Origin of the sequence: Neorhizobium sp. SHOUNA12A (assembly GCF_023006505.1) — a bacterium.
GTDB lineage: Bacteria > Pseudomonadota > Alphaproteobacteria > Rhizobiales > Rhizobiaceae > Neorhizobium.
The window spans coordinates 1-22,606 of record NZ_JALBGV010000004.1 but is presented as its reverse complement, the minus strand read 5'-3'; the positions used below and the strand labels follow the sequence as shown (position 1 = coordinate 22,606).

Below are 22,606 nucleotides of genomic sequence, written 5' to 3'. Positions count from 1 at the left end.
ACCCTCGATCCGCATGCCATTTCGGCCTGAACATGCTAATGCCTTCCAGATCATGATCGAGGCCGTTTCATCGGGTATCCTGCGTGCTGTCCGTTCCCTTGCCTTTTCTTGCCGGCCTCGTCTTCGCGCTGACGCTTTATCGCAGCCTGAAGGGCGTCGAACTGCCCGGAACGCGTCGCTATTTCTATGCGTTCCTTGTGCTCTATGCCTTCCAGGGCGTCGGCGTAGGGCTGCGTTTCGGCTACGGGGTCGACGGATTGGTGCCCTTTTTGCCGATCACCGCGTCCATCATGCCGCCGCTTGCCTTCCTGGCGTTCCGCGGCCTGACCGCAAAACCTCTAGAACAGCCTTGGTTGCACGCCGTGGTGCCCTGCGTCGTGGCAGTGGCGGTTGGCTTCTTCCGCGATCTTGTCGATCCACTGCTGCTGGTGATCTTCTTCGGCTACGGCGTTGCGCTCTACAGGCAGACGGTCTCGGGCGGAGACGACGTGATGGCCGAAGCCTCCCTGCAGCGGGTTCGTCCGGCGTTGCGCGCTGCCCGATTGACTGCGGGCTTGATGCTGTTCTTCGCTATCAGCGATGCCGCGCTCGCCGTCTACACCAATATCTACGGCGCCCGTGACGTACCGGTGGCGGTTACGATCATGAACCTCACGGCAATGGCCGTGGTAATCGCTTACTATTTTTCACCGGATTTTTCGTCGGCCAAGCCGACTGCGGCTTCGCCTTCCGTCGAGCCAACGGAAGAGGATAAGGTCGCGCTATCCCGGATCGAGGCGGCTCTGGAAGAGGGCGAGCTTTACAAGAGCGAGGATCTGAGCCTTGCGAAGCTTTCCCGCAAGGCAAGGCTTCCGGCCCGCGAGGCCTCTGCCGTCATCAATCGCGCGAGGGGGTTGAATGTCTCGCAGTTCGTCAACGATCGCCGTATCGCTGAAGCCTGCCGCCTCTTGCGGGAGACCGAACGGACGGTGATCCAGGTGATGCTGGACGTCGGCTTCTCGACGAAATCGAACTTCAACCGTGAATTCCGCCGCGTGACGGGCATGAGCCCCAAGCAATGGAGAGCCGAGGCAAGGGCCGCACAAGACGGCGGTGCGATAAAAACACGGCCTTGAACTTCAAAGCGGGAAGCAACAACTTTGAAACGTCCGATGATGATAATCGTTGGTCAAGGTGCCTCAAAAAGATTATAGCCTCCCTCCGCAGGCCGGGCACCGGCAGGATAATATGGCCAGACACGACATCGATTTTTCTGAACTTCTCGACGTGGCCCGTCTTCGGGCCGATTGCAGGGCGATCGTCAAGGACAAGGATCGCCCCCAGCTGGAATTGCGGGCGGCGCTTCTGCCGTTGCTGCGCCGGGCAAGCGTCGAGGGCCGCGAGAAGGCCCGCCAGCTTCTCTCCAAGGACGGCAGCGGGCTGAATTGCGCCCGCCGCATCTCCTGGCTCCAGGACCAGCTGATCCGCGTTCTTTACGAGACGATTGCCGAAGGCCTCTATACCGAGGGCACGGATATCGCCGTGGCAGCCGTCGGCGGTTATGGCCGCGACACGCTGGCGCCGGGTTCGGACATCGACCTGCTGTTCCTGCTGCCTCCGCGAAATACCGAGACCATGCGCAAGGCCGTCGAGTTCCTGCTCTACGTGCTGTGGGACATGGGCTTCAAGGTTGGCCACGCGACCCGCACCGTTGAAGAATGCATCCGTCTCTCCAAGACGGATATGACGATCCGCACCGCTATCCTCGAAAGCCGCTACATCTGCGGCCGCGAGGCGCTGGTGAACGACCTCGAGAGCCGTTTCGACAACGAAATCGTCGCCGATACCGGTCCGGAATTCATTGCCGCCAAACTTGCCGAGCGCGACAATCGCCACGAGAAGGCCGGCGATACGCGTTATCTGGTCGAGCCGAACGTCAAGGAAGGCAAGGGTGGCCTGCGGGACCTCCACACCCTCTTCTGGATCGCCAAATATTACTACCGCGTCCGCGAGACGACCGAACTGGTGAAGCTGGGCGTTCTCTCGCGCGAAGAAGCCCGCTCGTTCGAAAAGGCGGACGACTTCCTCTGGGCGGTGCGGTGCCAGATGCATTTCCTGACCGGCAAGGCCGAGGAACGTCTTTCGTTCGACATCCAGCGCGAGATTGCCGAGAGCCTCGGTTATCACTCGCGCCCCGGCCTTTCCGCCGTCGAACGCTTCATGAAGCACTATTTTCTCGTGTCGAAGAATGTCGGCGATCTGACCCGCATTCTCTGCGCAGCACTCGAAGAGCAGCAGGCGAAGGCGGCACCCGGCCTTACCAACCGCGTCATCTCGCGTTTCACCAAGCGTCTTCACAAGATCCCCGGCACCGTTGAATTCGTGGTGGACCGCGGTCGCATCACGCTTGCCGATCCGAATGTCTTCAAGCGCGATCCGGTCAATATCATCCGCTTTTTCCATGTGGCCGATATCAACGGGCTTGAGCTCCATCCCGATGCCCTGAAGCGCATGACCCGCTCGCTTTCGCTGATCGACAACGAGGTGCGCGAGGACGAGGAGGCCAACCGGCTTTTCCTCTCCATGCTGACCTCGCGGCGTGATCCGGCACTGATGCTGCGTCGGATGAATGAGGCGGGCGTGCTCGGCCGCTTCATTCCGGAATTCGGCAAGGTCGTCGCGATGATGCAGTTCAACATGTATCATCATTATACGGTCGACGAGCACCTGATCCGCTCCGTCGAAGCGCTGTCGGAAGTCGACAGGGGCAAGGCCGCCGATATCCACCCGCTCGCCAACAAGGTGATGCCGAGTGTCGAAGAGCGCGAGGCGCTTTATGTCGCCGTGCTGCTGCACGATGTCGCCAAGGGCCGCCAGGAGGATCATTCGATCGCCGGCGCCCGCATCGCCCGCAAGCTTTGCCCGCGTCTCGGCCTCAATGCCAAGCAGACCGAACTCGTGGTCTGGCTGATCGAAGTGCATCTCCTGATGTCGATGACAGCCCAGACCCGCGACCTGCACGACCGCAAGACGATTACCGACTTCGCCGAGAAGGTACAGTCGATGGACAGGCTGAAGCTGCTGTTGATCCTGACCATCTGCGATATCCGCGCCGTTGGCCCGGGTGTCTGGAACGGCTGGAAGGGCCAGCTGCTGCGCACGCTCTATTACGAGACCGAGCTGCTGCTCTCGGGCGGTTTCTCCGAGGTATCGCGCAAGGAGCGCGCCAAGGTTGCCGAAGAGGAGCTCTTCAAGGCACTGGCCGACTGGAGCGCCAAGGATCGCCGCACCTATTCGAAACTGCACTACCAGCCCTACCTCCTGTCGGTCTCGCTGGACGACCAGGTCCGTCACACGAAGTTCCTCCGCGACACCGACAAGGCGGGCCAGGCGCTCGCCACCATGGTGCGGACGGACAGTTTCCACGCCATCACCGAGATCACTGTCCTGGCGCCGGACCATCCGCGCCTGCTGTCGATCATCGCCGGCGCCTGTGCCGCAGCCGGCGCCAACATTGCCGACGCACAGATCTTCACGACCTCGGACGGGCGGGCGCTCGACACCATTCTGATCAACCGCGAATTCCCGGTGGACGAGGACGAATTGCGCCGCGCCGGCACGATCAGCCGGATGATCGAGGACGTGCTGTCGGGCAAGAAGCGCCTGCCGGAAGTCATCGCGACGCGCGCCAAGTCCCGCAAGCGCAACAAGACCTTCACCATTCCGCCATCGGTTATTCTTTCGAACGGCCTGTCGAACAAGTTCACGGTCATCGAGGTGGAATGCCTCGACCGCACCGGCCTGCTGGCAGATATCACCGCAGTGCTCGCGGATCTCTCGCTCGACATCCATTCGGCACGCATCACCACCTTCGGCGAAAAGGTCATCGATACCTTCTATGTCACCGATCTCGTCGGCCAGAAGGTCGTGAACGAGAACCGCCAGGGTAATATCGCGGCGCGGCTGAAGGCTGTAATGTCCGAGCAGGAGGACGAACTGAGAAGCGGCATGCCGATGGGCATGATCGCGCCGGCCCCCAATCCGGATCAGGCGTCGCAGCCGCGCAAGTCCAAGGCAAGCGTGTGAGTTTCGTCCGATGAGTCCCGCCCGATGAGCTTAGTCCGGAAATTCGCAACCGTCGGCGGAGCGACCCTCGGCAGCCGGATTTTCGGTTTTGCGCGCGAGACCTTCATGGCGGCGGCACTCGGCACCGGCCCAATGGCCGACGTCTTTTATGCCGCCTTCCGTTTTCCGAACCTTTTCCGCCGGCTGTTTGCTGAGGGCGCCTTCAACGCTGCCTTCGTGCCGCTGTTTTCGAAAGAGATCGAGGCGAACGGCGTCGAGGGTGCCAAGCGTTTTTCGGAAGAAGTCTTCGGCGTTCTGTTCTCGGCCCTGATGATCATCACCATCGTCATGGAACTGATGATGCCGTGGCTGGTGGAATGGATCATCGCACCGGGCTTCGCCGACGATCCCGAAAAGACCTCCATCACCATCCGCTTAGCGGCGGTTATGTTCCCCTATCTGATGTGCATGTCGCTGACGGCGATGCTGAGTGGCATGCTGAATTCGCTGCATCATTTCTTTGCTGCCGCCATCGCCCCGGTTTTCCTGAACGTGGTGATGATCGGTGCCTTGTTCTACGGCCTCTGGATCCATGCGGATCCGCTGACCATCGCCTGGTATCTCTCCTGGAGCGTGCTGGCGGCCGGCCTCCTGCAGCTTGCCGTGGTCTATGCTGGCGTGCGCCATGCCGGCATCAACATCGGCTTCCGCCGCCCGAAGATGACGCCGAACGTCAAGCGCCTCCTCGTGCTTGCGGTGCCAGCGGCCGTGACCGGCGGCATCACCCAGATCAACCAGATCATCGGCCAGGCGATCGCCTCCGGCAAGGAAGGCGCGATCGCCGCCCTCCAATATGCCGACCGCATCTACCAGCTTCCGCTGGGCGTGGTGGGCGTCGCCGTCGGCGTCGTGCTCTTGCCGGAACTTGCGCGTGCCCTGAAGGGCGGGCATCTCAAGGAGGCTGCCAATACCCAGAACCGCTCCATCGAATTCGTGCTGTTCCTGACCCTTCCGGCTGCGGCCGGGCTCTGGATCCTGTCGGAAGCGATCATTCGCGTGCTTTATGAACGCGGTGCCTTCTCCGCCGAAAACACCTCGGTCGTCGCCTCCGTCCTCGCGATCTATGGCATAGGCTTGCCGGGGTTCGTGCTGATCAAGGCGCTACAGCCCGGTTTTTATGCCCGCGAGGACACAAGGACGCCGATGCGGTTCACGATGCTCTCGGTGGTCATCAATTCCGGCCTGGCGATTTCGCTTTTCCCACTGATCGCCGAGCGCGGCATTGCGACGGCCGAGGCCGCGGCCGGTTGGACGAACACCGTGCTGCTGTTTTCGACGCTCGTGTGGCGCGGTCATCTCACCTGGGAATGGGCGCTCGCCAAGCGTACGGCCCTGTTGCTCGTCTCGACAGGTATCATGTCCGCAGCGCTGATCTTTGCGCTCCGCTATGCCGGGTCGTGGCTGACCCCGGATGCGCTGCTGATCCATCAGGTCGCGGCACTTGCCTGCCTGCTTGTCCTGGCGATCACCGTCTATTTCGCCTGCGCCTTCCTGATCGGTGGCGCCGATATCGGCATGATACGCCGGAACGTGCAACGGAAACCGAAGACCTAGCCTCGTTTCCGCCCGCCGCAATACGCCCATTGGCGTTTCGGTCCGACGTCCACATGCACGATGCCGTTGCAATAGCGGCCGATGCCGCCGATACCCGGTGCGCTGGCTGCGGCTGCGAGGATTGCTCGCTCCGACACACCCGGCACCCGGATATCGGCCGCATAACAATGACTGTGCTGAGACCCGCCGGAATGCGGCCGATGGCCCGACGTGACCATAGGCTTATGGCCGGTCTCGCGCGCGATATGCGCAAGGATGGCCCCCAGTTTTTCCGGAAAACAACTTGTGCGAACGCTGATCCGCTGCACGGTGAAGAAAGCTGAATAATCGTGCTTGAAGGAAGTGCTTCTGCGTTTCTGATTTTCGCCGGCTTCGGCGGCGACATTGAGCCCTAGCGTCAAAAGGCAGGAAAGCGCGACGCGAAATATGATGCGCATGGGTATCCCCCGTGAACAGACCGTGTCGTTCATGACCGGTTAACTGTGATACGCTTGGGTATTTCCTTTCCAAAATTGGCGCGAATAAGGAGGCTTTTGCTCAGAAATGGGATTCTGCCTGCCTAAAAGACTAACATCCGTTAATCTATTCGGAGATGGGTGGAGAAAAATTTTCCCATTAGGCGTATTGACTTAGGAGTTGTACGCCTAATGAGGTAGGTGTTTCTCGGCCCTACCTCGAATGATATGTGGACTGCTCTTTTGTCGCTGTAGTGTTTCGCGAGGCCTCCTGAATGGAGCTCCTCGCACCGCCAAAGCCACCACGGCCGGCAACCCGCGGGTGGCTTAATCACTCGAATTCGGAGCTTCCGCATGCCTGTCCAATCGCTGTTTCTCGTGGCCCTGATTGTCGACGATTACGATCGCGCGAAGGATTTCTATTGCGATGTGCTCGGCTTTGATTGCCTGGAAGACAGCGTGCAGCCGGAGGGCAAGCGTTGGGTCGTGGTGAAGCCAAAGGGTGGCGAAGGCGCGGCACTGTTGCTGGCTGAGGCCGCCACCGACACGCAGAAGGCGGCAATCGGCAACCAGACCGGCGGCCGGGTCGGCTTCTTCCTGAAGACCGACGATTTCGCCCGCGATCATGCCGCCATGACGGCCAAGGGCGTCCGCTTCCTTGAGGAGCCGCGCCACGAGGTTTACGGTTCGGTGGCGGTGTTTGCCGATCCTTACGGCAACACCTGGGATCTGATTGAACACGCGGTTTCTGCGGCCTCTTGATCCTCCGCGCTACGCCGTGCATAAGCCCGCGCGTTAGCAACATGACCCTTCGGGTCTGGGGCCCTCCACCAGCCTAATTGAGGACGATATGAATACCTTCAAGCCGCTTGTCTTTTCCGGCGTCCAGCCGACCGGCAATCTCCATCTCGGCAACTATCTCGGAGCGATCCGCAAGTTCGTGGCGCTGCAGGAAAACAACGACTGCATCTATTGCGTCGTCGACCTGCACGCGATCACCGCGCAGCTCGTCCATGACGACCTGCGGGGACAGATCCGCTCGATCGCCGCCGCCTTTATCGCTTCGGGCATCGACCCGAAGAAGCATATTGTCTTCAACCAGTCGGCCGTGCCGCAGCATGCGGAACTCGCCTGGGTCTTCAATTGCGTCGCCCGCATCGGCTGGATGAACCGCATGACCCAGTTCAAGGACAAGGCCGGCAAGGACCGCGAGAACGCCTCGCTCGGCCTGCTCGCCTATCCGAGCCTGATGGCGGCCGACATCCTCGTCTACCGTGCCACCCACGTGCCGGTCGGCGACGACCAGAAGCAGCACCTGGAGCTTGCCCGCGATATCGCCCAGAAGTTCAATATCGACTTCCAGGAAAAGATCCGCGCCGCCGGCACCGGTGTCGACATGGTCGTTGGCGAGGAGCCGATTCATGGCTTCTTCCCGCTGGTCGAGCCACTGATCGACGGGCCGGCGCCGCGCGTCATGTCGCTGCGTGACGGCACCAAGAAGATGTCGAAATCCGATCCTTCGGACCTGTCGCGCATCAACCTGATGGACGATCCGGAAGAGATCGCCAAGAAGATCCGCAAAGCCAAGACCGATCCGGAAGGCCTGCCGAGCGAACTGGAAGGCCTCAAGGGCCGCCCGGAAGCCGACAATCTCGTCGGCATCTATGCAGCCCTTGCCGACAGGACCAAGGCCGACGTTCTCGCGGAATACGGCGGCCAGCAGTTCTCGGTCTTCAAGCCGGCGCTTGCCGATCTCGCCGTGCAGGTGCTTTCGCCGATCACCTCGGAAATGCGCCGCCTGATGGACGACACGACCCATATCGATGCTATCCTCAAGGATGGTGGCGAGCGCGCCCGCGCCCGCGCCGAGAAAGTCATGGGAGATGTCTTCGACATCGTCGGCTTCCTGCGCTGAGGTTATCGGCGCCTTTCAAGTCACGCAAAGATTGCATACCCGCCACGGCATTCGTGGCGGGTTTTCATTTTTTTCGGTTGGTATAAGTTCCGCATCACGACTGCTTCGGTCGACTACATGCGAAGGAGGGGAAGCATGGTTTCGAAACGGCTTTCGCGGCTTGAAGGGCACCGGCGCAAGTTTATGGCCGTCATCGACGGCACGCCGGAATGCGAAAAGGCGGTTCATTACGCCGGACGCCGCGCCAAGAACTCCAACGGGGGGCTTGTTCTGCTTTTCGTTATTCCCGAGGGCGATTTCCAGCAATGGCTGGGCGTCGAGCAGATCATGCGTGCTGAGGCTCGCGAAGAAGCGGACGCGGTGATGGCAAAGGCCGCCCAGAAGGTGCGCGATACGATCGGCATCGATCCGGAAATCGTCATCCGCGAAGGCAACGCCAGCGAGCAGATCATTCAGTTGGTCGAGGAAGACCGCGATATCGCGGTCCTCGTCCTGGCGGCCGGCTCCACCAAGGAAGGGCCGGGACCCCTGGTGTCCGCCGTTGCTGCCTTCCCGATTCCCGTCACCGTGCTGCCCGACACGCTGACGGCCGAGGAAATCGACGCGCTCGCCTGATTGCGGACTTGATCTTGCGCAGGCAAAGGAGCACTTGAACGAAAAGCTGATACGGCTTATCTTCTTTTGAAGAGTTCTAAATTTGCGAGGGGCGCCGCGCCCCAGGAGAGACGAGATGTTCATTCAGACGGAAGCCACCCCCAACCCGGCGACCCTGAAGTTCCTGCCCGGCAAAGTCGTCATGGATAAAGGCACCGCCGATTTCCGCAACGCCGGCGAGGCGGAAGCATCTCCGCTGGCTGAGCGGCTGTTCGGCATCTCCGGCGTCGCCGGCGTCTATTTCGGCTACGACTTCATCACCGTCACCAAGGAAAGCGCCGAATGGCAGCACCTGAAGCCGGCGATCCTCGGTTCGATCATGGAGCATTTCATGTCCGGCGCGCCGGTCATGGGTGGTGCGTCCACGCTTGCTGAAGCATCCGACGTGGAAGGCGAGTTCTTCGACGAGGACGACGAAACGATCGTCGCGACGATCAAGGAACTGCTCGAAACCCGCGTCCGCCCGGCCGTCGCCCAGGATGGCGGCGACATTACCTTCAAGGGCTTCCGCGACGGCACGGTCTACCTCAACATGAAGGGTGCCTGCTCCGGCTGCCCGTCTTCCACGGCGACGCTGAAGCACGGGGTGCAGAACCTGCTGAAGCATTTCGTTCCGGAAGTGCAGGCCGTCGAAGCTCTCTGAGCCCGCCGGCACCGTTGAATGATTATTCTCGCCATCGATACCGCCGGGGTGGATTGCTCCGCAGCGCTCTACGACAGCGCCGCGGGCAAAATGCTGTCTGAAGTCACCGAGACGATCGGCAAGGGCCATGCCGAAAGGCTGATGTCGGTCATCGACGAAGCGCTCGCTGCAGCCAATCTTCCTCTCAAGGCCGTCGAGCGCGTCGCGGTCGTCATTGGCCCCGGCTCGTTCACCGGCATTCGCGTCGGTGTTGCCGCCGCCCGTGGTTTCGCGCTCGCGCTCGGCGTCGAATCGGTCGGCGTGACTACGCTCGAGGCGTTGGCGCTCAAGTTTCTGGGTGAACATCCCGACCAGCCGGTCGTGGTTGCCATGGATGCCAAACGCAACGAGATCTACTCCCAGGCATTTTCCGCCAAGGGTGAGGCGTTGAGCCAACCCGCAGCGCTTTCGCCGGAGGATGCTTCGGAACTTGCCCGGTCTCTTTCGGCAGCAATGACCGGCTCCTGGGTCGAGCATTCCCTTGGTAAGGGAATGGCCGAATATGACGGGCGGGATCGCTTCGACATTGCCGTCGTCGCGCGCATCGCTGCCGAAAAACCTGCGGATGCGCAACGCCCTAAACCGTTGTATCTTCGGGGACCCGATGCGAAACCGCAGACCGGTTTCGCCCTTGCCCGTTCGTGAATGTACAGACTGCGCCGATGCTCGACGATTATCTGACCTGGAAGCCGTATTTCGAAGTCGTGCCGATGGAGGCCGGCGATTGCCTGGAGATCTCCGAGCTGCATGGCCAGCGGTTTCCGCGCCAATGGAGCGATGGCGAATTCCAGAACCTCCTCCTGCAGCACAATGTCTTCGGTTTTGTTGCCCGCCAGACCAATGCGTTCTTCTCGAAGCCGCTCGGCGGTTTCGTTCTTTCGCGTGAGGCTGCCGGCGAGGCAGAGATTTTGACGGTCGCCGTCAACGAGAAATTCGGCCGGGTGGGGCTCGGCTGGCGGCTGATGCAGGCGGCCTTGCGCGAGGCGGCGTCGCGCGGCGGGGAGAGCATGTTCCTGGAAGTGGAGGCAGCCAACCGCCCCGCCGTCGAGCTTTACCGCAAGCTCGGTTTCCGGAAAGTGGGCGAACGCCCCGCCTATTACGCCGGGCCGGATGGGACGCGCTCCACGGCGCTTGTCATGAGCCGCGTTCTTCGTTAGTCCGTTAGTTTCTACGGGAACGTTTCGAAAGCCAAAACGACATGACAGACCTTTCCAAAACCCTGGAGGAGCTGTGTGCCGAAAAGGGCATGCGAATGACGGATCAACGCCGCGTGATCGCGCGTATCCTGCAGGAATCCGTTGACCATCCCGATGTCGAGGAACTCTATCGCCGGTCCTCGAAAGTCGACCCGCGTATCTCGATCTCGACGGTTTACCGCACGGTAAAATTGTTCGAGGACGAAGGGATCATCGAACGTCACGATTTCCGCGACGGCCGCTCGCGTTACGAGACCGTGCCTGAAGAACATCATGACCATATGATCGATCTCAAGACCGGTACCGTCATCGAGTTCCGCTCGGCGGAAATCGAGGCGCTGCAGGAACGCATTGCCCGGGAGCACGGCTTCCGTCTCGTCGGCCACCGGCTGGAGCTCTACGGCATCCCGCTGGACAAGGACGATAAGTGATTACCTGGGCGCGGATCGGCTTCGTTTTTGTCGTTCTTTTCGCAGTTACGCTGATTTTGTGGCCGTTCCAGCTCCTGGGCCTCGCCCTCGACCTCAAGATCCGCCGCTATATCCCGCGCTACTGGCATCGGACCGCCTGTTTCCTGCTGGGCATCCGTATTCATGTTCACGGAACATTGGAGCGTCGCCGGCCGCTGATGCTTGCCTGCAATCATGCGTCGTGGAAGGATGTTCTCGTGCTCGGGGCGATCGCCGACGTCGTCTTCATCGCCAAGATGGAAGTGTCGGAATGGCCGGTCTTCGGCACGCTCGCCAAGCTGCAGAAGAGCATCTTCGTCGCTCGCGAGCAGAAGCGTCGGACCGGCGACCAGGTGAACGAGATTGCTGAGCGGATGGCGGCCGGCGAGATCGTCGTGCTCTTTCCCGAAGGCACCACCTCCGACGGAAACCGGCTTCTGGAGGTGAAGTCGTCACTGTTCGGGGCCGCCGCCGCCGCGGTTCAGCACACGCCGGAAGGTGTCGTGCGTGTCCAGCCGGTGGCGATCGCCTATACCCGCATCCACGGCATGGCCATGGGCCGTTACCATCGGCCGATCGCCGCATGGCCGGGCGATATCGAACTGGTGCCGCATCTGCTCGGCGTCCTGAAGGAAGGGGCGCTTGATGTGGACGTGGCTTTCGGCGAGACGATCGAATTCCGCGCCGGTGACAACCGCAAGCATCTGAGCATGGCCGTGACGAGCCGGCTTCGGCGCATGCTGAACCGCCATCTGCGGGGCCGTGACTACGAAGCGCTATAGGAAACGCTTCATTTCCGGGTCTTCTTGCGGTATGGAGCGAGCCATGAACGAACACGTCTCCCTTTCCGTGCCCGCCGACGAGCCGGCCCGGCGCCCGAATTCCCGCAAGGTCTTCATCAAGACCTACGGCTGCCAGATGAATGTCTATGATTCAGGCCGCATGAGCGATGCGCTGGCGGGCGAAGGTTACGTGCCGACAGAAGAGATGGGCGAAGCCGACCTCATCCTCCTCAACACCTGCCACATCCGCGAGAAGGCGGCCGACAAGGTCTATTCGGCGCTCGGGCGTCTTCGCGACATGAAGAAGGCACGCGCTGCCGAAGGTCGGGAGCTGATGATCGGCGTCGCCGGCTGCGTCGCCCAGGCAGAAGGCGAGGAAATTATCCGCCGTGCGCCGGCCGTCGACGTGGTGATCGGCCCGCAGACCTACCATCGCCTGCCGGAAGCGCTGAGACGCGCCCGCGGCGGAAAGCCGGTCGTCGATACTGAATATGCGGTCGAGGACAAGTTCGAGCACCTGCCGGTTACCGAGAAGGCGAAGATCCGCGCACGCGGCGTCACCGCTTTCCTCACCGTACAGGAAGGCTGCGACAAGTTCTGCACCTTCTGCGTCGTGCCCTACACCCGCGGTTCGGAAGTTTCCCGCCCCGTCCAGCAGATCGTCGACGAAGCTTGGCGGCTTGTCGACGGCGGTGTGCGCGAGATCACGCTGCTCGGCCAGAACGTCAATGCCTGGCGTGCGCAAGGTCCGAAAGGCGGCGAATGGAGCCTCGGCGACCTGCTTTATCGCCTGGCGGAAATCCCTGGCCTTGCGCGTTTGCGCTACACGACCAGTCATCCGCGCGACATGGATGATCGGCTGATCGAGGCGCATCGCAACCTGCGCGCCCTGATGCCCTATCTGCATCTGCCGGTTCAGGCAGGTTCGGATCGCATCCTGAAAGCCATGAACCGCCGTCACACGGGTGCCGAATACCTCCGTCTGATCGAGCGCATCCGCGATGCCCGGCCGGACATCGCCATCGCCGGCGATTTCATCGTCGGTTTCCCCGGCGAGACGGATCGGGACTTCGAAGATACGCTGCGCCTCGTCGAGGACGTGAACTACGCCCAGGCCTATTCCTTCAAATATTCGACCCGTCCCGGCACGCCCGGTGCCGACCTCGGCGATCAGGTGCCGGAAGAGGTGAAGGCGGAGCGGTTGGAAAGATTGCAGGCCCTGCTCTTGAAACAGCAGGCCGAATTCGCCAAATCCTGCGTTGGAAAAGTCATCGACCTGTTGCTGGAAAAGCCCGGTCGCGTGCCAGGACAGATAATCGGACGTTCTCCCTGGCTTCAATCTGTGAATGTTGATGCAAAAACATCGCAAATCGGTGACATTATCCAGGTACGAATCAGTGGAACCGGCCCGAACAGCTTGTTTGCCGACCCGGCAGAGAGTTTAATAGGAGCCTGAGCTAACATCGAGGAGCTTGCCCTACTTGAACGGACGTGAATTGGTTTCTTCATCCGCGCGCCAGCCCCGCACCGCCGCTACCGACGCCAATCACTTTGTCCTGACGTTCGAGAACAATAGGTTCGCAAGCGAGCTTTTCGGGCAATTCGATCAGAATCTCAAACTTCTCGAAGAGCGGCTTCATATCGATGCCCGGGCACGTGGCAATTCGGTGGCGATCTCCGGCGATCTGACGGCGACCAACCAGGCGCGCCGGGCTCTGGATTTCCTCTACGAACGCATCCAGAAGGGCGGGTCGGTCGAGACCTCCGACGTCGACGGCGCGATCCGCATGGCGCAGGCGGCCGACGACCAGCTGCAGCTGCCGACGCTTGAGAAAAAAGCCAAGCTCTCGATGAGCCAGATTTCCACCAAGAAAAAGACGGTCGTCGCCCGCACCCCCACCCAGGACGCCTATATGCGGGCGCTGGAACGCTCGGAACTCGTGTTCGGCGTCGGCCCTGCCGGTACCGGCAAGACCTATCTCGCCGTCGCTCATGCCGCCCAGCTTCTGGAACGCGGGGCTGTCGATCGCATCATCCTGTCACGTCCGGCCGTCGAAGCCGGCGAGCGTCTGGGCTTTTTGCCCGGCGACATGAAGGACAAGGTCGATCCCTATCTGCGGCCGCTCTATGACGCCCTTTACGACATGATGCCGGGCGACAAGGTGGAGCGGGCGATCACCGCCGGCGTCATCGAAATCGCCCCGCTCGCCTTCATGCGCGGCCGCACGCTCGCGAATGCCGCCGTCATCCTCGACGAGGCGCAGAACACCACGTCGATGCAGATGAAAATGTTCCTGACCCGTCTTGGCGAAAATGCCCGGATGATCATCACTGGTGACCCGAGCCAGGTCGATTTGCCGCGCGGCGTGAAATCGGGCTTGGTGGAAGCGCTGCAGATCCTGAAGGGTGTCGAGGGTATTTCGGTGATCCGATTTAAGGATACTGACGTGGTCCGCCATCCGCTGGTTGGCCGCATCGTCCGGGCCTATGATGCGCAATATGCCGTCCACGAGGAAAGCGAGGAAGTCGACCGGTAACGGTCGGCTCCAAACCTTATGCCCCAACTCGACATACAGATCAGCATTGAAGACGAGGGCTGGCCCGAGGAGCCGGCCCTTTTGGCCTTGAGCGAAAAAGCGCTTGGGGCGGCTGCCGAATTCCTGGCGAAGGAAGAGAAGCAGCCATTCCCGAAAGTCGCACCGGAATTGTCGCTGGTCTTTACCGGCGACGCGGCGATCAAGGAGATCAACGCCGAATGGCGCGGCAAGGACAAGCCGACCAACGTGCTGTCTTTCCCGGCTTTTCCGCTCGAACCAGGCAAGATGCCGGGCCCGATGCTGGGAGATATCGTCATCGCGCGCGAGACGGTCGAGCGGGAAGCTGTTGATCTCGACAAGAGTTTCGATGATCATCTGACCCATCTGCTCGTCCACGGTTTCCTGCATTTGTTCGGCTACGACCATATGCAAACGGACGATGCGGAGAGAATGGAAGCGTTGGAGACTCGCATTTTGGCCGCCCTTGGCCTATCTGACCCCTATGCGGGGCAGGACCCGATAATATAGTCTGGACCAATGAACGACTTTTCGACAAACCCGACCCGTGAGGGCAAGGACGCCGACTCGAGTTCCTCGGAAGAGGGCAGTAGTCCGTCTCGAGCGGAAGCTCAAAAACACCAAAGCTCTTTCTGGTCGCGCGCCGTCAGGCTGCTCAGGCCGTCGCAGGGCGAGAAGCTCCGCGAGGACCTCGCCGACGCGCTGATGACCGATACCAATATCAGCAATGCCTTCTCGCCCGAGGAACGGGCGATGCTGCACAATATTCTCCGGTTCCGCGAGATCCGCGTCGAAGACATCATGGTGCCGCGTGCCGATATCGAGGCGGTCGATATGACCATGACGATCGGCGAGCTGATGATCCATTTCGAGGAAACCGGTCGCTCGCGCATGCCGGTCTACAACGACACGCTCGACGACCCGCGCGGCATGGTCCATATCCGCGACCTCCTCTCCTATCTCGCCAAGCAGGCTCGCAACAAACGCCGCACCAGCGCGCGCGCCGCGCCTACGCAGCCGATGCCGCTTGCCACCGACAAGCCGGAAAAGGCCGAAAAGACGGTGCGCACCCCGCGGCCTGCCTTCGACCTCGGCCGTGTCGACCTCGAACAGACGGTTGCCGAGGCCGGGTTGATCCGCAAGATCCTGTTCGTGCCCCCCTCGATGCTCGCTTCCGACCTGATGCAGAGCATGCAGGCGGCGCGCACCCAACTGGCGCTCGTCATCGACGAATATGGCGGGACCGACGGCCTCGTCACCCATGAGGACATCGTCGAAATGGTGATCGGCGATGTCGAGGACGAACATGACAATGAAGAGGTCATGTTCTCCCGCACCAGCGAGGACGTCTTCGTCGCCGATGCGCGTATCGAACTGGAAGAGATCGCCAAGGCGATCGGTTCCGATTTCGACATTCGCGACCGCCTTGAAGACGTCGATACGCTGGGCGGCCTGATCTTCTCCGCACTCGGGCGCATTCCCGTGCGCGGCGAGGTGGTACAGGCGGTGCCCGGCTTCGAATTCCAGATTCTGGAGGCCGATCCTCGCCGCATCAAACGCGTGCGGATCCTGCGCAGGCGCACGCTCGCGCGCCGCCGGCAGAAAGGCGAGGGCGAGATGCTGCTCACCGATCAGACGCCGACTGCGCTGCTGCCGGCGCCATCCGCTCAGGACGCCGACGGACGCAATCATCAGGCCTGAGTGGTCCCTGAAGTGTCCGCGCCTCTTTGACCTCACGACAAGTCCGCCATTTTTTGAAAGACTGCAGCCGCTGATTCGGGGGCGGAAGGGAACATAGATGGAGCGGCTGGCGGGCAGGATCATGCTTCTCTGGGGCTTCCCGCGCGTCGTCGTTGCTTTTCTCGCAGGAGCGATCGGTGCGCTCGCCCTGCCGCCCTTCGGTTTCTTCGCGGCGTTCTTCATCTCCTTCACGCTGCTCGTCTGGCTGATGGACGGTTCCACCGGCAATCCAGATGGTGGATGGTTCGCGCGGTTTCGTTCGGCCTTTTGGATCGGCTGGGTTTTTGGCTTCGGCTATTTCGTCGCCGGCCTCTGGTGGCTTGGCAATGCGCTGCTGGTGGAAGCTGACGAGTTTGCCTGGGCGCTGCCGCTCGCGGTTCTTGGCCTGCCTGCCTATCTTGCCCTATTTTACGGTCTTGCGACGGCGATCGCCCGCATCTTCTGGTCGGATGGTTTCGGGCGGATGGCCTCGCTCGCCTTCGGTTTCGGCCTTGCCGAATGGCTGCGTGGCTTCGTCGCTACCGGTTTCCCTTGGAATGCGGTCGGTTATGGCGCGATGCCGATGCCGCTGATGATGCAATCGGCGGCGGTGCTCGGCATTTTCGGCGTGACGGTTCTTGCCGTCTTCGTGTTTTCAGCCCCCGCCCTGATCGGCACTAAAAAGGGCATGCGGACCGGGCTAACGCTCGCGGCCTTGCTGTTTGCCGCCCATCTCGGTTATGGCGCCTATCGTTTGCACATCGCCGACGCCGCGCCGGCCCCGGCCGCCGATAGCCAGCCGGTCGTCCGCATCGTCCAGCCGGTAATAGACCAGGCGCGAAAACTGGACGATGCCGAACGGGCGGCGATCTTCGAGGAACATCTTGCGTTGTCGGCTTTGCCGCCCGAGAACGGTGGCAAGCGGCCGGACATCATCGTCTGGCCCGAAACCTCGGTGCCCTTCATTCTGACCCAGAACCCGGATGCGCTGACCCGCATTGCCGAGGTGCTGCAGGATGGTCAGGTCCTCATCACCGGCGCGGTCCGCTCGGAAGATGCCGGCGCGGGCTTCGCGCCGCGTTTTTACAATTCGATCTATGTGATCGACAGCCAAGGCCAGATCGTTTCGGCCTCCGATAAGCTGCATCTCGTCCCGTTCGGGGAATATGTCCCATACGAGGATCTCCTGCGCAATCTCGGCATCCCCGATGCCATCGCCATGCCGGGCGGCTTCAGTGCCGCGCCCGTGCGGGCCATGCTGACCCTGCCGGGTGGCAGGGTCTTCTATCCGCTGATCTGTTACGAAGCGATTTTCCCGGACGAGATCGGGCCGGACGTGGAGCGGGCGAGCGCGCTTTTGAATATTACCAATGACGGCTGGTTCGGAGCGACGCCGGGACCGTATCAGCACTTCCAGCAGGCTCGAATCCGCGCCGTCGAAAACGGTCTGCCGCTGATTCGCGGGGCGAATACCGGCGTTTCGGCGGTTGTCGACCCCTTTGGAAGGCTGATTCGGGGTATGGATTATAATCAAAAAGGCGTGATTGACGCAACCTTGGGCAGCATTTCAATCCCGCATTGGGATATGAAAGCTCGGGAACAGCACTTCTGGTTGGTTCTTGTGACGATGTTGTTGATTGCAGGCGTCTCGCGCGTTGGTTTTAATTTTCGGACGAATTGACCAAAAACCCCTAAAATTGCATAGTGGTCTCAGCCTTTCGTCTCGCCATATGCTTCAAACGTTGAGCCTGTTGTGACCAGCCGCGCGAAGTGTATCACCACACGCAGACCGGGTTGTGAGGATTAAACAACAAACGTCGTCAGGACATCGTTATGATTGAAAACAAAAAGAAGCCGAACCCGATCGATATTCACGTCGGGAGCCGGATTCGCCTTCGCCGGACCATGCTCGGAATGAGCCAGGAAAAGCTGGGCGAAAGCCTTGGCATTACCTTTCAGCAGATTCAGAAATACGAAAAAGGCACCAACCGCGTTGGCGCCAGCCGTCTGCAGAATATTTCCAGCATTCTCAACGTGCCGGTATCCTTCTTCTTCGAGGATGCACCGGGCGATCAGGGCGGTCAGGGCGGCATGGCGGAAGCCTCGAGCTCCAACTACGTGGTCGATTTCCTCTCCTCCTCCGAGGGCCTGCAACTGAACCGGGCTTTCGTGAAGATTTCCGACCCGAAAGTTCGTCGGCGTGTGGTTGATCTCGTAAAAGCTCTGGCAGCGGATGCCGAGGTCGAATAACGACCTTTGATATCAGCACGAAAGCGGCCGCAAGGCCGCTTTTTTGTTGCCTGCTCCAAGGTGAGGAGTGTTGCCGGAATACCTAACTTGTACACATAAAGATATATTTATGTCGTTGTACGCTTGTGTTTGTCGGTGAAAATCACTACACAGGTGCGTCGTTTCTTTGAGGGGAATCCCGTAATGCGCGCAAGTTATCTGTTCACCAGCGAGTCCGTTGCCGAGGGCCACCCGGACAAGGTTTGTGATCGTATCTCCGATGAAATTGTAGATCTTGTGTACCGCGAAGCGGCCAAGACCGGCGTCGATCCCTGGACCGTGCGCATTGCCTGCGAAACGCTGGCGACCACGAACCGTGTGGTGATCGCTGGCGAAGTACGCCTGCCGCCGAGCCTGATGAAGAAGGACAAGGACGGCAAGGACGTCATCAATCCCTCGAAGTTCAAGTCCGCCGCCCGCAAGGCTATCCGTGACATCGGTTACGAGCAGGACGGCTTCCACTGGAAGACGGCCAAGATCGACGTGCTACTGCATTCCCAGTCCGCTGATATCGCGCAGGGTGTTGACAGCGCTGCCGACAGGCAGGGCGATGAAGGTGCCGGCGACCAGGGCATCATGTTCGGTTATGCCTGCAAGGAAACGCCGGACCTCATGCCGGCACCGATCTATTATTCCCACAAGATCCTGCAGCTTCTCGCAATCGCTCGCAAGAAGGGCGAGGGTGATGCCGGCAAGCTCGGCCCCGACGCCAAGAGCCAGGTGACCGTGCGTTATGAAAACGGCAAGCCGGCTGCGGTCGACTCGATCGTTCTTTCCACCCAGCACCTCGACGAGAGCTGGGATTCCAAGAAGGTCCGCGAGGTCGTCGAACCTTATATCCGCGAAGCGCTCGGCGACCTGCCGATCGCCAGGGATTGCAAGTGGTACATCAATCCGACCGGCAAGTTCGTCATCGGCGGCCCGGATGGTGACGCGGGCCTTACCGGCCGCAAGATCATCGTCGACACCTACGGTGGCGCGGCTCCCCACGGCGGCGGCGCATTTTCCGGCAAGGACACGACCAAGGTCGACCGTTCGGCCGCTTATGCTGCTCGCTATCTGGCAAAGAACGTCGTCGCTGCCGGTATTGCCGATCGTTGCACGATTCAAATCGCATACGCCATCGGCATCGCCCAGCCGCTGTCGATCTATGTCGACCTGCACGGCACGGGCAAGGGCGTGACGGAAGACCAGGTGGAAGCCGCCATCCGCAAGGTCATGGACCTGTCGCCGACAGGCATCCGCCGCCATCTCGACCTCAACAAGCCGATCTACGCCAAGACGTCCGCTTACGGCCACTTCGGCCGCAAGGCCGGCCGCGACGGTTCCTTCTCCTGGGAGAAGACCGATCTGGCGAAGCCGCTCAAGGATGCGCTGAAGGAAGAGCCCCTCAAGGCAGCCTGATCGGCCTTTACGGATAGCTCCATAAAACTGTAAAGCGGGTGCCTCCTGGCGGAGACGCCCGCTTTTATCGTGAGAGACCAGCCCATGACCGAACCGCAGCACCCGAGCCGCAGCACCGAAGCCTTCTTCGGACGCCGCAAGGGCAAGCAGCTCCGCGAGCGCCAGGCGGAAGGGATTGCAACTCTGCTGCCTGCGCTGAAGCTCGATCTTGCGGCACCCGCGCCCGCCGCGCTTTCAGAGATATTTCCCATTCCGGTCGAGGAACTGCGGCTGGAGATCGGCTTCGGCGGGGGCGAGCACCTTGTCCACCGCGCGCAGGAAAATCTGAAAACCGGCTTCATCGGCGTCGAGCCGTTCGTCAATTCCATGGCGAAGCTTTTGTCGCGCGTCGACGAACTGGGGCTCAAGAATATTCGGGTTTATGACGACGACGCCACGCAGGTGCTCGACTGGCTGCCGGATGCATCGCTCGATCGCATCGACCTGCTCTATCCGGACCCGTGGCCGAAGCGGAAACATTGGAAAAGGCGGTTTGTATCTGCGGTCAACCTCGACCGATTCCACCGCGTGCTGAAGCCGGGCGGTCTGTTCCTGTTCGCATCCGACATCGACACCTATGTCAACTGGACGCTGATCCATTGCCGCGACCATGGCGGATTTCAATGGCAGGCGGAGCAATCCTCCGACTGGCTGACGCCCTTCGCCGGCTGGCCAGGTACGCGATACGAAAACAAGGCCCGCCGAGAAGGCCGTTCCTCGGCCTATCTGACGTTCAGGAAAGCCTGAAAGGTTAGTGCAGGCTGACGGTCTTCAGGTCATCTTCAGCAGCCTTGAAGAAGGTGCTGGAGCGATTGTCGGTCAGAAGAATCGGCGTGCCATCTGCGCCGAACAGGGCCCAAAGATCGAGACTGGGATCGATATCCGGGGCTTCAGGGAAGCAGCGTGACACTTCGTCCGACCGCATCTTGCGAATATATCCGACCTCTCCAGCACCCAGATGAGCAAGTTCGGACAGCGTCAAACGCGTATTCGCTTCTTTCAGGAGCATTCCAGCCTCCAGCATTGAGGGGCAACGGCATTGGCGCCGTTGACCTACTCTGAGACGGAAATGTTAATTTTTCGCACCATGCGCGCGGGCTCGGGGCGGATAAGGTCAACCGATAGCAAACCGTTCTTGAGAGAGGCGCCGGAAACCTGCATTCCGTCGGCGAGCACGAACATACGCTGGAACTGCCGCGCAGCAATGCCGCGATAAAGATAGTCGCGCTCACCCTGCTCCGTCTGGCGTCCGCGGATGACGAGCTGGTTTTCTTCCGTTGTCACATCGAGTTCGGCTTCGGAAAAGCCGGCGACAGCCAGCGTGATTCGCAGCCGTTCGGGTGCGCCGGAAGCATCTGCCCGGAGACGTTCGATATTATAAGGAGGATAACCGTCGTTCGCCTTCGCAAGGCGTTCGAGTGTCTTTTCCATGGCGTCGAAGCCCAGAAGCAGGGGGCTCGCAAACGGCGTCATTCGGCTCATCGGACAGTCCTTGCAACAAGCGACCATGTTGGCGCCCGCAGGGCGGCCCACCAACTCGTTCGTTATATGGGAGGTTACGGCGGCGACCGCAAGGATGAGTGCTGGTTCATAGTCAGGGCTACCCCATGCCGGTCATGCGGCACTTGACAGAATGTCAGCTTGTGGACCACTACCCGGAAAAAAGGAGCATCCATGCAGCGCAGGAAGATCATCATCGATACCGACCCGGGTCAGGACGATGCCGCGGCGATCATGCTTGCCTTTGCGAGTTCGGACGAGATCGAGGTGCTTGGTCTCTGCGCGGTCGCCGGAAACGTGCCGCTTTCCTACACCAGTCGCAACCTCCGGATCGTCTGCGAACTCTGCGGCAGGCCGGATGCGCCGGTGTATGAAGGCGCGCTGAAGCCAACCAAACGCCCACAGGTGACCGCCGAGCACGTGCACGGCAGGACCGGCCTTGACGGTATCGAACTGCCCGAACCGACCATGCCGGTGAAAGCGGCTCATGCGGTCGACTTCATCATCGAGACCCTGCGCGCCGAGCCGGCCGGAACCGTGACGCTCTGCACGCTCGGGCCGCTCACCAATATCGCGCTTGCTCTTGAGAAAGCGCCGGACATCGCGGGGCGCGCGAAGGAGCTGGTGATGATGGGCGGCGGCTTTTTCGAGGGCGGCAACATCACGCCGGCTGCCGAATTCAACATCTATGTCGACCCCGAAGCGGCTAAGACCGTATTCGCCTCGGGCATGCCGATCGTCATGCTGCCGCTCGACGTCACCCACCAATTGCTGACGACCAAAACTCGTGTCGAGAAGATCGCCGCGCTCGGCACCCGTCCGGCGGAGGTCCTGGTCGCGTGGCTTGCCTTTTTCGAGCGATTCGACATTGAAAAATACGGCTCCGATGGCGGCCCGCTGCATGATCCGACGGTCATCGCCTACCTCATCAAGCCCGAACTCTTTTCGGGCCGCGACTGCAATGTCGAGATCGAAACGCAATCGGAACTGACGGTCGGCATGACCGTAGTGGACTGGTGGCACGTCTCCGGCCGCAAGCCGAACGCCAAGGTCATGCGCCATGTCGATGCCGATGGCTTTTTCGAATTGCTGACGGAGCGGGTTGCTCGGCTCTAAGGCGGAATAAGCGGGCAAAGAAAAAGCCGCCGTTTGAAGGGCGGCTTTTATACGTTCAGCTTTAGGTGCGATCAGAATTCCTGCCAATCGTCCGCTACGACGGCGGCCGAACCGTGGGAGATCGCAGCCCGTGGCGCCGGCTTGGCACGTGGGGCCGGTGCGGGCGGGATCGGCCGGGTTGCCCGCATGGTCT

At 61.0% G+C, this 22,606-nt stretch carries 23 protein-coding genes; 20 read left to right on the top strand and 3 right to left on the bottom strand.

Annotated features, from left to right (window positions below):
* Positions 1 to 83: 83 nt before the first annotated feature.
* The 3 genes from MOV63_RS02800 (at position 84) to murJ (ending at position 5,658) form a co-directional block, all read left to right on the top strand.
* Positions 84 to 1,115 (top strand): AraC family transcriptional regulator, encoded by a 1,032-nt coding sequence (locus MOV63_RS02800; protein WP_247031518.1) that lies wholly within the window; start codon positions 84 to 86, stop codon positions 1,113 to 1,115.
* 112 nt (positions 1,116 to 1,227) lie between these two features.
* Positions 1,228 to 4,065: a [protein-PII] uridylyltransferase gene (locus MOV63_RS02795; RefSeq protein WP_038539162.1), complete on the top strand. Its 2,838-nt coding sequence runs from the start codon at positions 1,228 to 1,230 to the stop codon at positions 4,063 to 4,065.
* A gap of 24 nt (positions 4,066 to 4,089) precedes the next feature.
* The gene (gene murJ, locus MOV63_RS02790; protein ID WP_247031516.1) at positions 4,090 to 5,658 is read left to right on the top strand and encodes a murein biosynthesis integral membrane protein MurJ; all 1,569 of its coding nucleotides are present in this window, start codon (positions 4,090 to 4,092) and stop codon (positions 5,656 to 5,658) included.
* Here the strand turns inward: murJ and MOV63_RS02785 are convergent.
* The gene (locus MOV63_RS02785; RefSeq protein ID WP_247031514.1) at positions 5,655 to 6,095 is read right to left on the bottom strand and encodes a DUF882 domain-containing protein; all 441 of its coding nucleotides are present in this window, start codon (positions 6,093 to 6,095) and stop codon (positions 5,655 to 5,657) included. The two genes, murJ and MOV63_RS02785, sit on opposite strands and share 4 nt — an antisense overlap.
* Positions 6,096 to 6,467: 372 nt before the next feature.
* On the opposite strand from MOV63_RS02785, the gene MOV63_RS02780 reads away from it, so the two are divergent.
* The 16 genes from MOV63_RS02780 to trmB all read left to right on the top strand — a co-directional run bounded on the left by MOV63_RS02780 (position 6,468) and on the right by trmB (position 20,544).
* Positions 6,468 to 6,875, top strand: coding sequence for a VOC family protein (locus MOV63_RS02780; RefSeq protein ID WP_247031513.1), 408 nt, complete (start codon positions 6,468 to 6,470; stop codon positions 6,873 to 6,875).
* An 88-nt stretch (positions 6,876 to 6,963) separates the two neighbouring features.
* Positions 6,964 to 8,028, top strand: coding sequence for a tryptophan--tRNA ligase (trpS, locus tag MOV63_RS02775; RefSeq protein WP_038539177.1), 1,065 nt, complete (start codon positions 6,964 to 6,966; stop codon positions 8,026 to 8,028).
* A 135-nt stretch (positions 8,029 to 8,163) separates the two neighbouring features.
* The gene (locus tag MOV63_RS02770; RefSeq protein ID WP_038539180.1) at positions 8,164 to 8,643 is read left to right on the top strand and encodes a universal stress protein; all 480 of its coding nucleotides are present in this window, start codon (positions 8,164 to 8,166) and stop codon (positions 8,641 to 8,643) included.
* 115 nt (positions 8,644 to 8,758) lie between these two features.
* Positions 8,759 to 9,325 (top strand): NifU family protein, encoded by a 567-nt coding sequence (locus tag MOV63_RS02765; protein ID WP_247031511.1) that lies wholly within the window; start codon positions 8,759 to 8,761, stop codon positions 9,323 to 9,325.
* Between the two features lie 18 nt (positions 9,326 to 9,343).
* Positions 9,344 to 10,009: a tRNA (adenosine(37)-N6)-threonylcarbamoyltransferase complex dimerization subunit type 1 TsaB gene (tsaB, locus tag MOV63_RS02760; RefSeq protein WP_247031509.1), complete on the top strand. Its 666-nt coding sequence runs from the start codon at positions 9,344 to 9,346 to the stop codon at positions 10,007 to 10,009.
* 17 nt (positions 10,010 to 10,026) lie between these two features.
* A complete protein-coding gene (locus MOV63_RS02755) occupies positions 10,027 to 10,521 on the top strand; it encodes a GNAT family N-acetyltransferase (RefSeq protein WP_038539188.1) in 495 nt (164 codons plus the stop codon).
* Positions 10,522 to 10,562: 41 nt separating this feature from the next.
* Entirely contained in the window at positions 10,563 to 10,991 is a 429-nt protein-coding gene (locus MOV63_RS02750; RefSeq protein ID WP_038539194.1) for a Fur family transcriptional regulator, read from the top strand.
* Complete coding sequence (locus tag MOV63_RS02745; protein ID WP_247031507.1) at positions 10,988 to 11,791, top strand: 1-acyl-sn-glycerol-3-phosphate acyltransferase; 804 nt, start codon at positions 10,988 to 10,990, stop codon at positions 11,789 to 11,791. Before MOV63_RS02750 ends, MOV63_RS02745 begins: the two co-directional genes overlap by 4 nt.
* A 43-nt stretch (positions 11,792 to 11,834) precedes the next feature.
* On the top strand, positions 11,835 to 13,247 hold the full coding sequence (gene miaB, locus MOV63_RS02740; RefSeq protein WP_247031505.1) for a tRNA (N6-isopentenyl adenosine(37)-C2)-methylthiotransferase MiaB: 1,413 nt from the start codon (positions 11,835 to 11,837) through the stop codon (positions 13,245 to 13,247).
* A gap of 25 nt (positions 13,248 to 13,272) precedes the next feature.
* Positions 13,273 to 14,328: a PhoH family protein gene (locus MOV63_RS02735; RefSeq protein ID WP_038539202.1), complete on the top strand. Its 1,056-nt coding sequence runs from the start codon at positions 13,273 to 13,275 to the stop codon at positions 14,326 to 14,328.
* Between the two features lie 18 nt (positions 14,329 to 14,346).
* Complete coding sequence (gene ybeY, locus MOV63_RS02730; RefSeq protein ID WP_247031503.1) at positions 14,347 to 14,856, top strand: rRNA maturation RNase YbeY; 510 nt, start codon at positions 14,347 to 14,349, stop codon at positions 14,854 to 14,856.
* Between the two features lie 9 nt (positions 14,857 to 14,865).
* The gene (locus MOV63_RS02725; protein ID WP_038539210.1) at positions 14,866 to 16,047 is read left to right on the top strand and encodes a hemolysin family protein; all 1,182 of its coding nucleotides are present in this window, start codon (positions 14,866 to 14,868) and stop codon (positions 16,045 to 16,047) included.
* Positions 16,048 to 16,144: 97 nt separating this feature from the next.
* Positions 16,145 to 17,746, top strand: a complete 1,602-nt coding sequence (gene lnt, locus MOV63_RS02720) for an apolipoprotein N-acyltransferase (protein WP_038539213.1) — start codon at positions 16,145 to 16,147, stop codon at positions 17,744 to 17,746.
* 152 nt (positions 17,747 to 17,898) lie between these two features.
* On the top strand, positions 17,899 to 18,315 hold the full coding sequence (locus MOV63_RS02715) for a helix-turn-helix domain-containing protein (RefSeq protein WP_037079404.1): 417 nt from the start codon (positions 17,899 to 17,901) through the stop codon (positions 18,313 to 18,315).
* Positions 18,316 to 18,498: 183 nt separating this feature from the next.
* The gene (metK, locus tag MOV63_RS02710) at positions 18,499 to 19,758 is read left to right on the top strand and encodes a methionine adenosyltransferase (protein ID WP_038539216.1); all 1,260 of its coding nucleotides are present in this window, start codon (positions 18,499 to 18,501) and stop codon (positions 19,756 to 19,758) included.
* Between the two features lie 84 nt (positions 19,759 to 19,842).
* A complete protein-coding gene (gene trmB, locus MOV63_RS02705; RefSeq protein ID WP_038539221.1) occupies positions 19,843 to 20,544 on the top strand; it encodes a tRNA (guanosine(46)-N7)-methyltransferase TrmB in 702 nt (233 codons plus the stop codon).
* A gap of 4 nt (positions 20,545 to 20,548) precedes the next feature.
* Here the strand turns inward: trmB and MOV63_RS02700 are convergent, their stop codons facing one another.
* Positions 20,549 to 20,806: a DUF1150 family protein gene (locus tag MOV63_RS02700; RefSeq protein ID WP_038539224.1), complete on the bottom strand. Its 258-nt coding sequence runs from the start codon at positions 20,804 to 20,806 to the stop codon at positions 20,549 to 20,551.
* A 44-nt stretch (positions 20,807 to 20,850) separates the two neighbouring features.
* On the bottom strand, positions 20,851 to 21,279 hold the full coding sequence (locus MOV63_RS02695) for an Hsp20 family protein (RefSeq protein ID WP_038539229.1): 429 nt from the start codon (positions 21,277 to 21,279) through the stop codon (positions 20,851 to 20,853).
* A 192-nt stretch (positions 21,280 to 21,471) separates the two neighbouring features.
* Here MOV63_RS02695 and MOV63_RS02690 point away from each other — a divergent pair, with 192 nt between their 5' ends.
* Entirely contained in the window at positions 21,472 to 22,413 is a 942-nt protein-coding gene (locus MOV63_RS02690) for a nucleoside hydrolase (protein WP_038539231.1), read from the top strand.
* The last annotated feature ends 193 nt before the right edge of the window (positions 22,414 to 22,606 follow it).

Bases quoted from the DNA above. Each gene is read 5' to 3' on its own strand.
- lnt (WP_038539213.1), top strand. From the start codon at position 16,145: ATGGAGCGGCTGGCGGGCAGGATCATGCTTCTCTGGGGCTTCCCGCGC.
- miaB (WP_247031505.1), top strand. From the start codon at position 11,835: ATGAACGAACACGTCTCCCTTTCCGTGCCCGCCGACGAGCCGGCCCGG.
- MOV63_RS02770 (WP_038539180.1), top strand. From the start codon at position 8,164: ATGGTTTCGAAACGGCTTTCGCGGCTTGAAGGGCACCGGCGCAAGTTT.
- metK (WP_038539216.1), top strand. From the start codon at position 18,499: ATGCGCGCAAGTTATCTGTTCACCAGCGAGTCCGTTGCCGAGGGCCAC.
- MOV63_RS02700 (WP_038539224.1), bottom strand. From the start codon at position 20,806: ATGCTCCTGAAAGAAGCGAATACGCGTTTGACGCTGTCCGAACTTGCT.
- trmB (WP_038539221.1), top strand. From the start codon at position 19,843: ATGACCGAACCGCAGCACCCGAGCCGCAGCACCGAAGCCTTCTTCGGA.
- MOV63_RS02765 (WP_247031511.1), top strand. From the start codon at position 8,759: ATGTTCATTCAGACGGAAGCCACCCCCAACCCGGCGACCCTGAAGTTC.
- trpS (WP_038539177.1), top strand. From the start codon at position 6,964: ATGAATACCTTCAAGCCGCTTGTCTTTTCCGGCGTCCAGCCGACCGGC.
- MOV63_RS02690 (WP_038539231.1), top strand. From the start codon at position 21,472: ATGCAGCGCAGGAAGATCATCATCGATACCGACCCGGGTCAGGACGAT.
- MOV63_RS02695 (WP_038539229.1), bottom strand. From the start codon at position 21,279: ATGAGCCGAATGACGCCGTTTGCGAGCCCCCTGCTTCTGGGCTTCGAC.
- MOV63_RS02795 (WP_038539162.1), top strand. From the start codon at position 1,228: ATGGCCAGACACGACATCGATTTTTCTGAACTTCTCGACGTGGCCCGT.
- MOV63_RS02750 (WP_038539194.1), top strand. From the start codon at position 10,563: ATGACAGACCTTTCCAAAACCCTGGAGGAGCTGTGTGCCGAAAAGGGC.
- ybeY (WP_247031503.1), top strand. From the start codon at position 14,347: ATGCCCCAACTCGACATACAGATCAGCATTGAAGACGAGGGCTGGCCC.
- MOV63_RS02785 (WP_247031514.1), bottom strand. From the start codon at position 6,095: ATGCGCATCATATTTCGCGTCGCGCTTTCCTGCCTTTTGACGCTAGGG.
- MOV63_RS02725 (WP_038539210.1), top strand. From the start codon at position 14,866: ATGAACGACTTTTCGACAAACCCGACCCGTGAGGGCAAGGACGCCGAC.
- tsaB (WP_247031509.1), top strand. From the start codon at position 9,344: ATGATTATTCTCGCCATCGATACCGCCGGGGTGGATTGCTCCGCAGCG.
- MOV63_RS02755 (WP_038539188.1), top strand. From the start codon at position 10,027: ATGCTCGACGATTATCTGACCTGGAAGCCGTATTTCGAAGTCGTGCCG.
- murJ (WP_247031516.1), top strand. From the start codon at position 4,090: ATGAGCTTAGTCCGGAAATTCGCAACCGTCGGCGGAGCGACCCTCGGC.
- MOV63_RS02715 (WP_037079404.1), top strand. From the start codon at position 17,899: ATGATTGAAAACAAAAAGAAGCCGAACCCGATCGATATTCACGTCGGG.
- MOV63_RS02780 (WP_247031513.1), top strand. From the start codon at position 6,468: ATGCCTGTCCAATCGCTGTTTCTCGTGGCCCTGATTGTCGACGATTAC.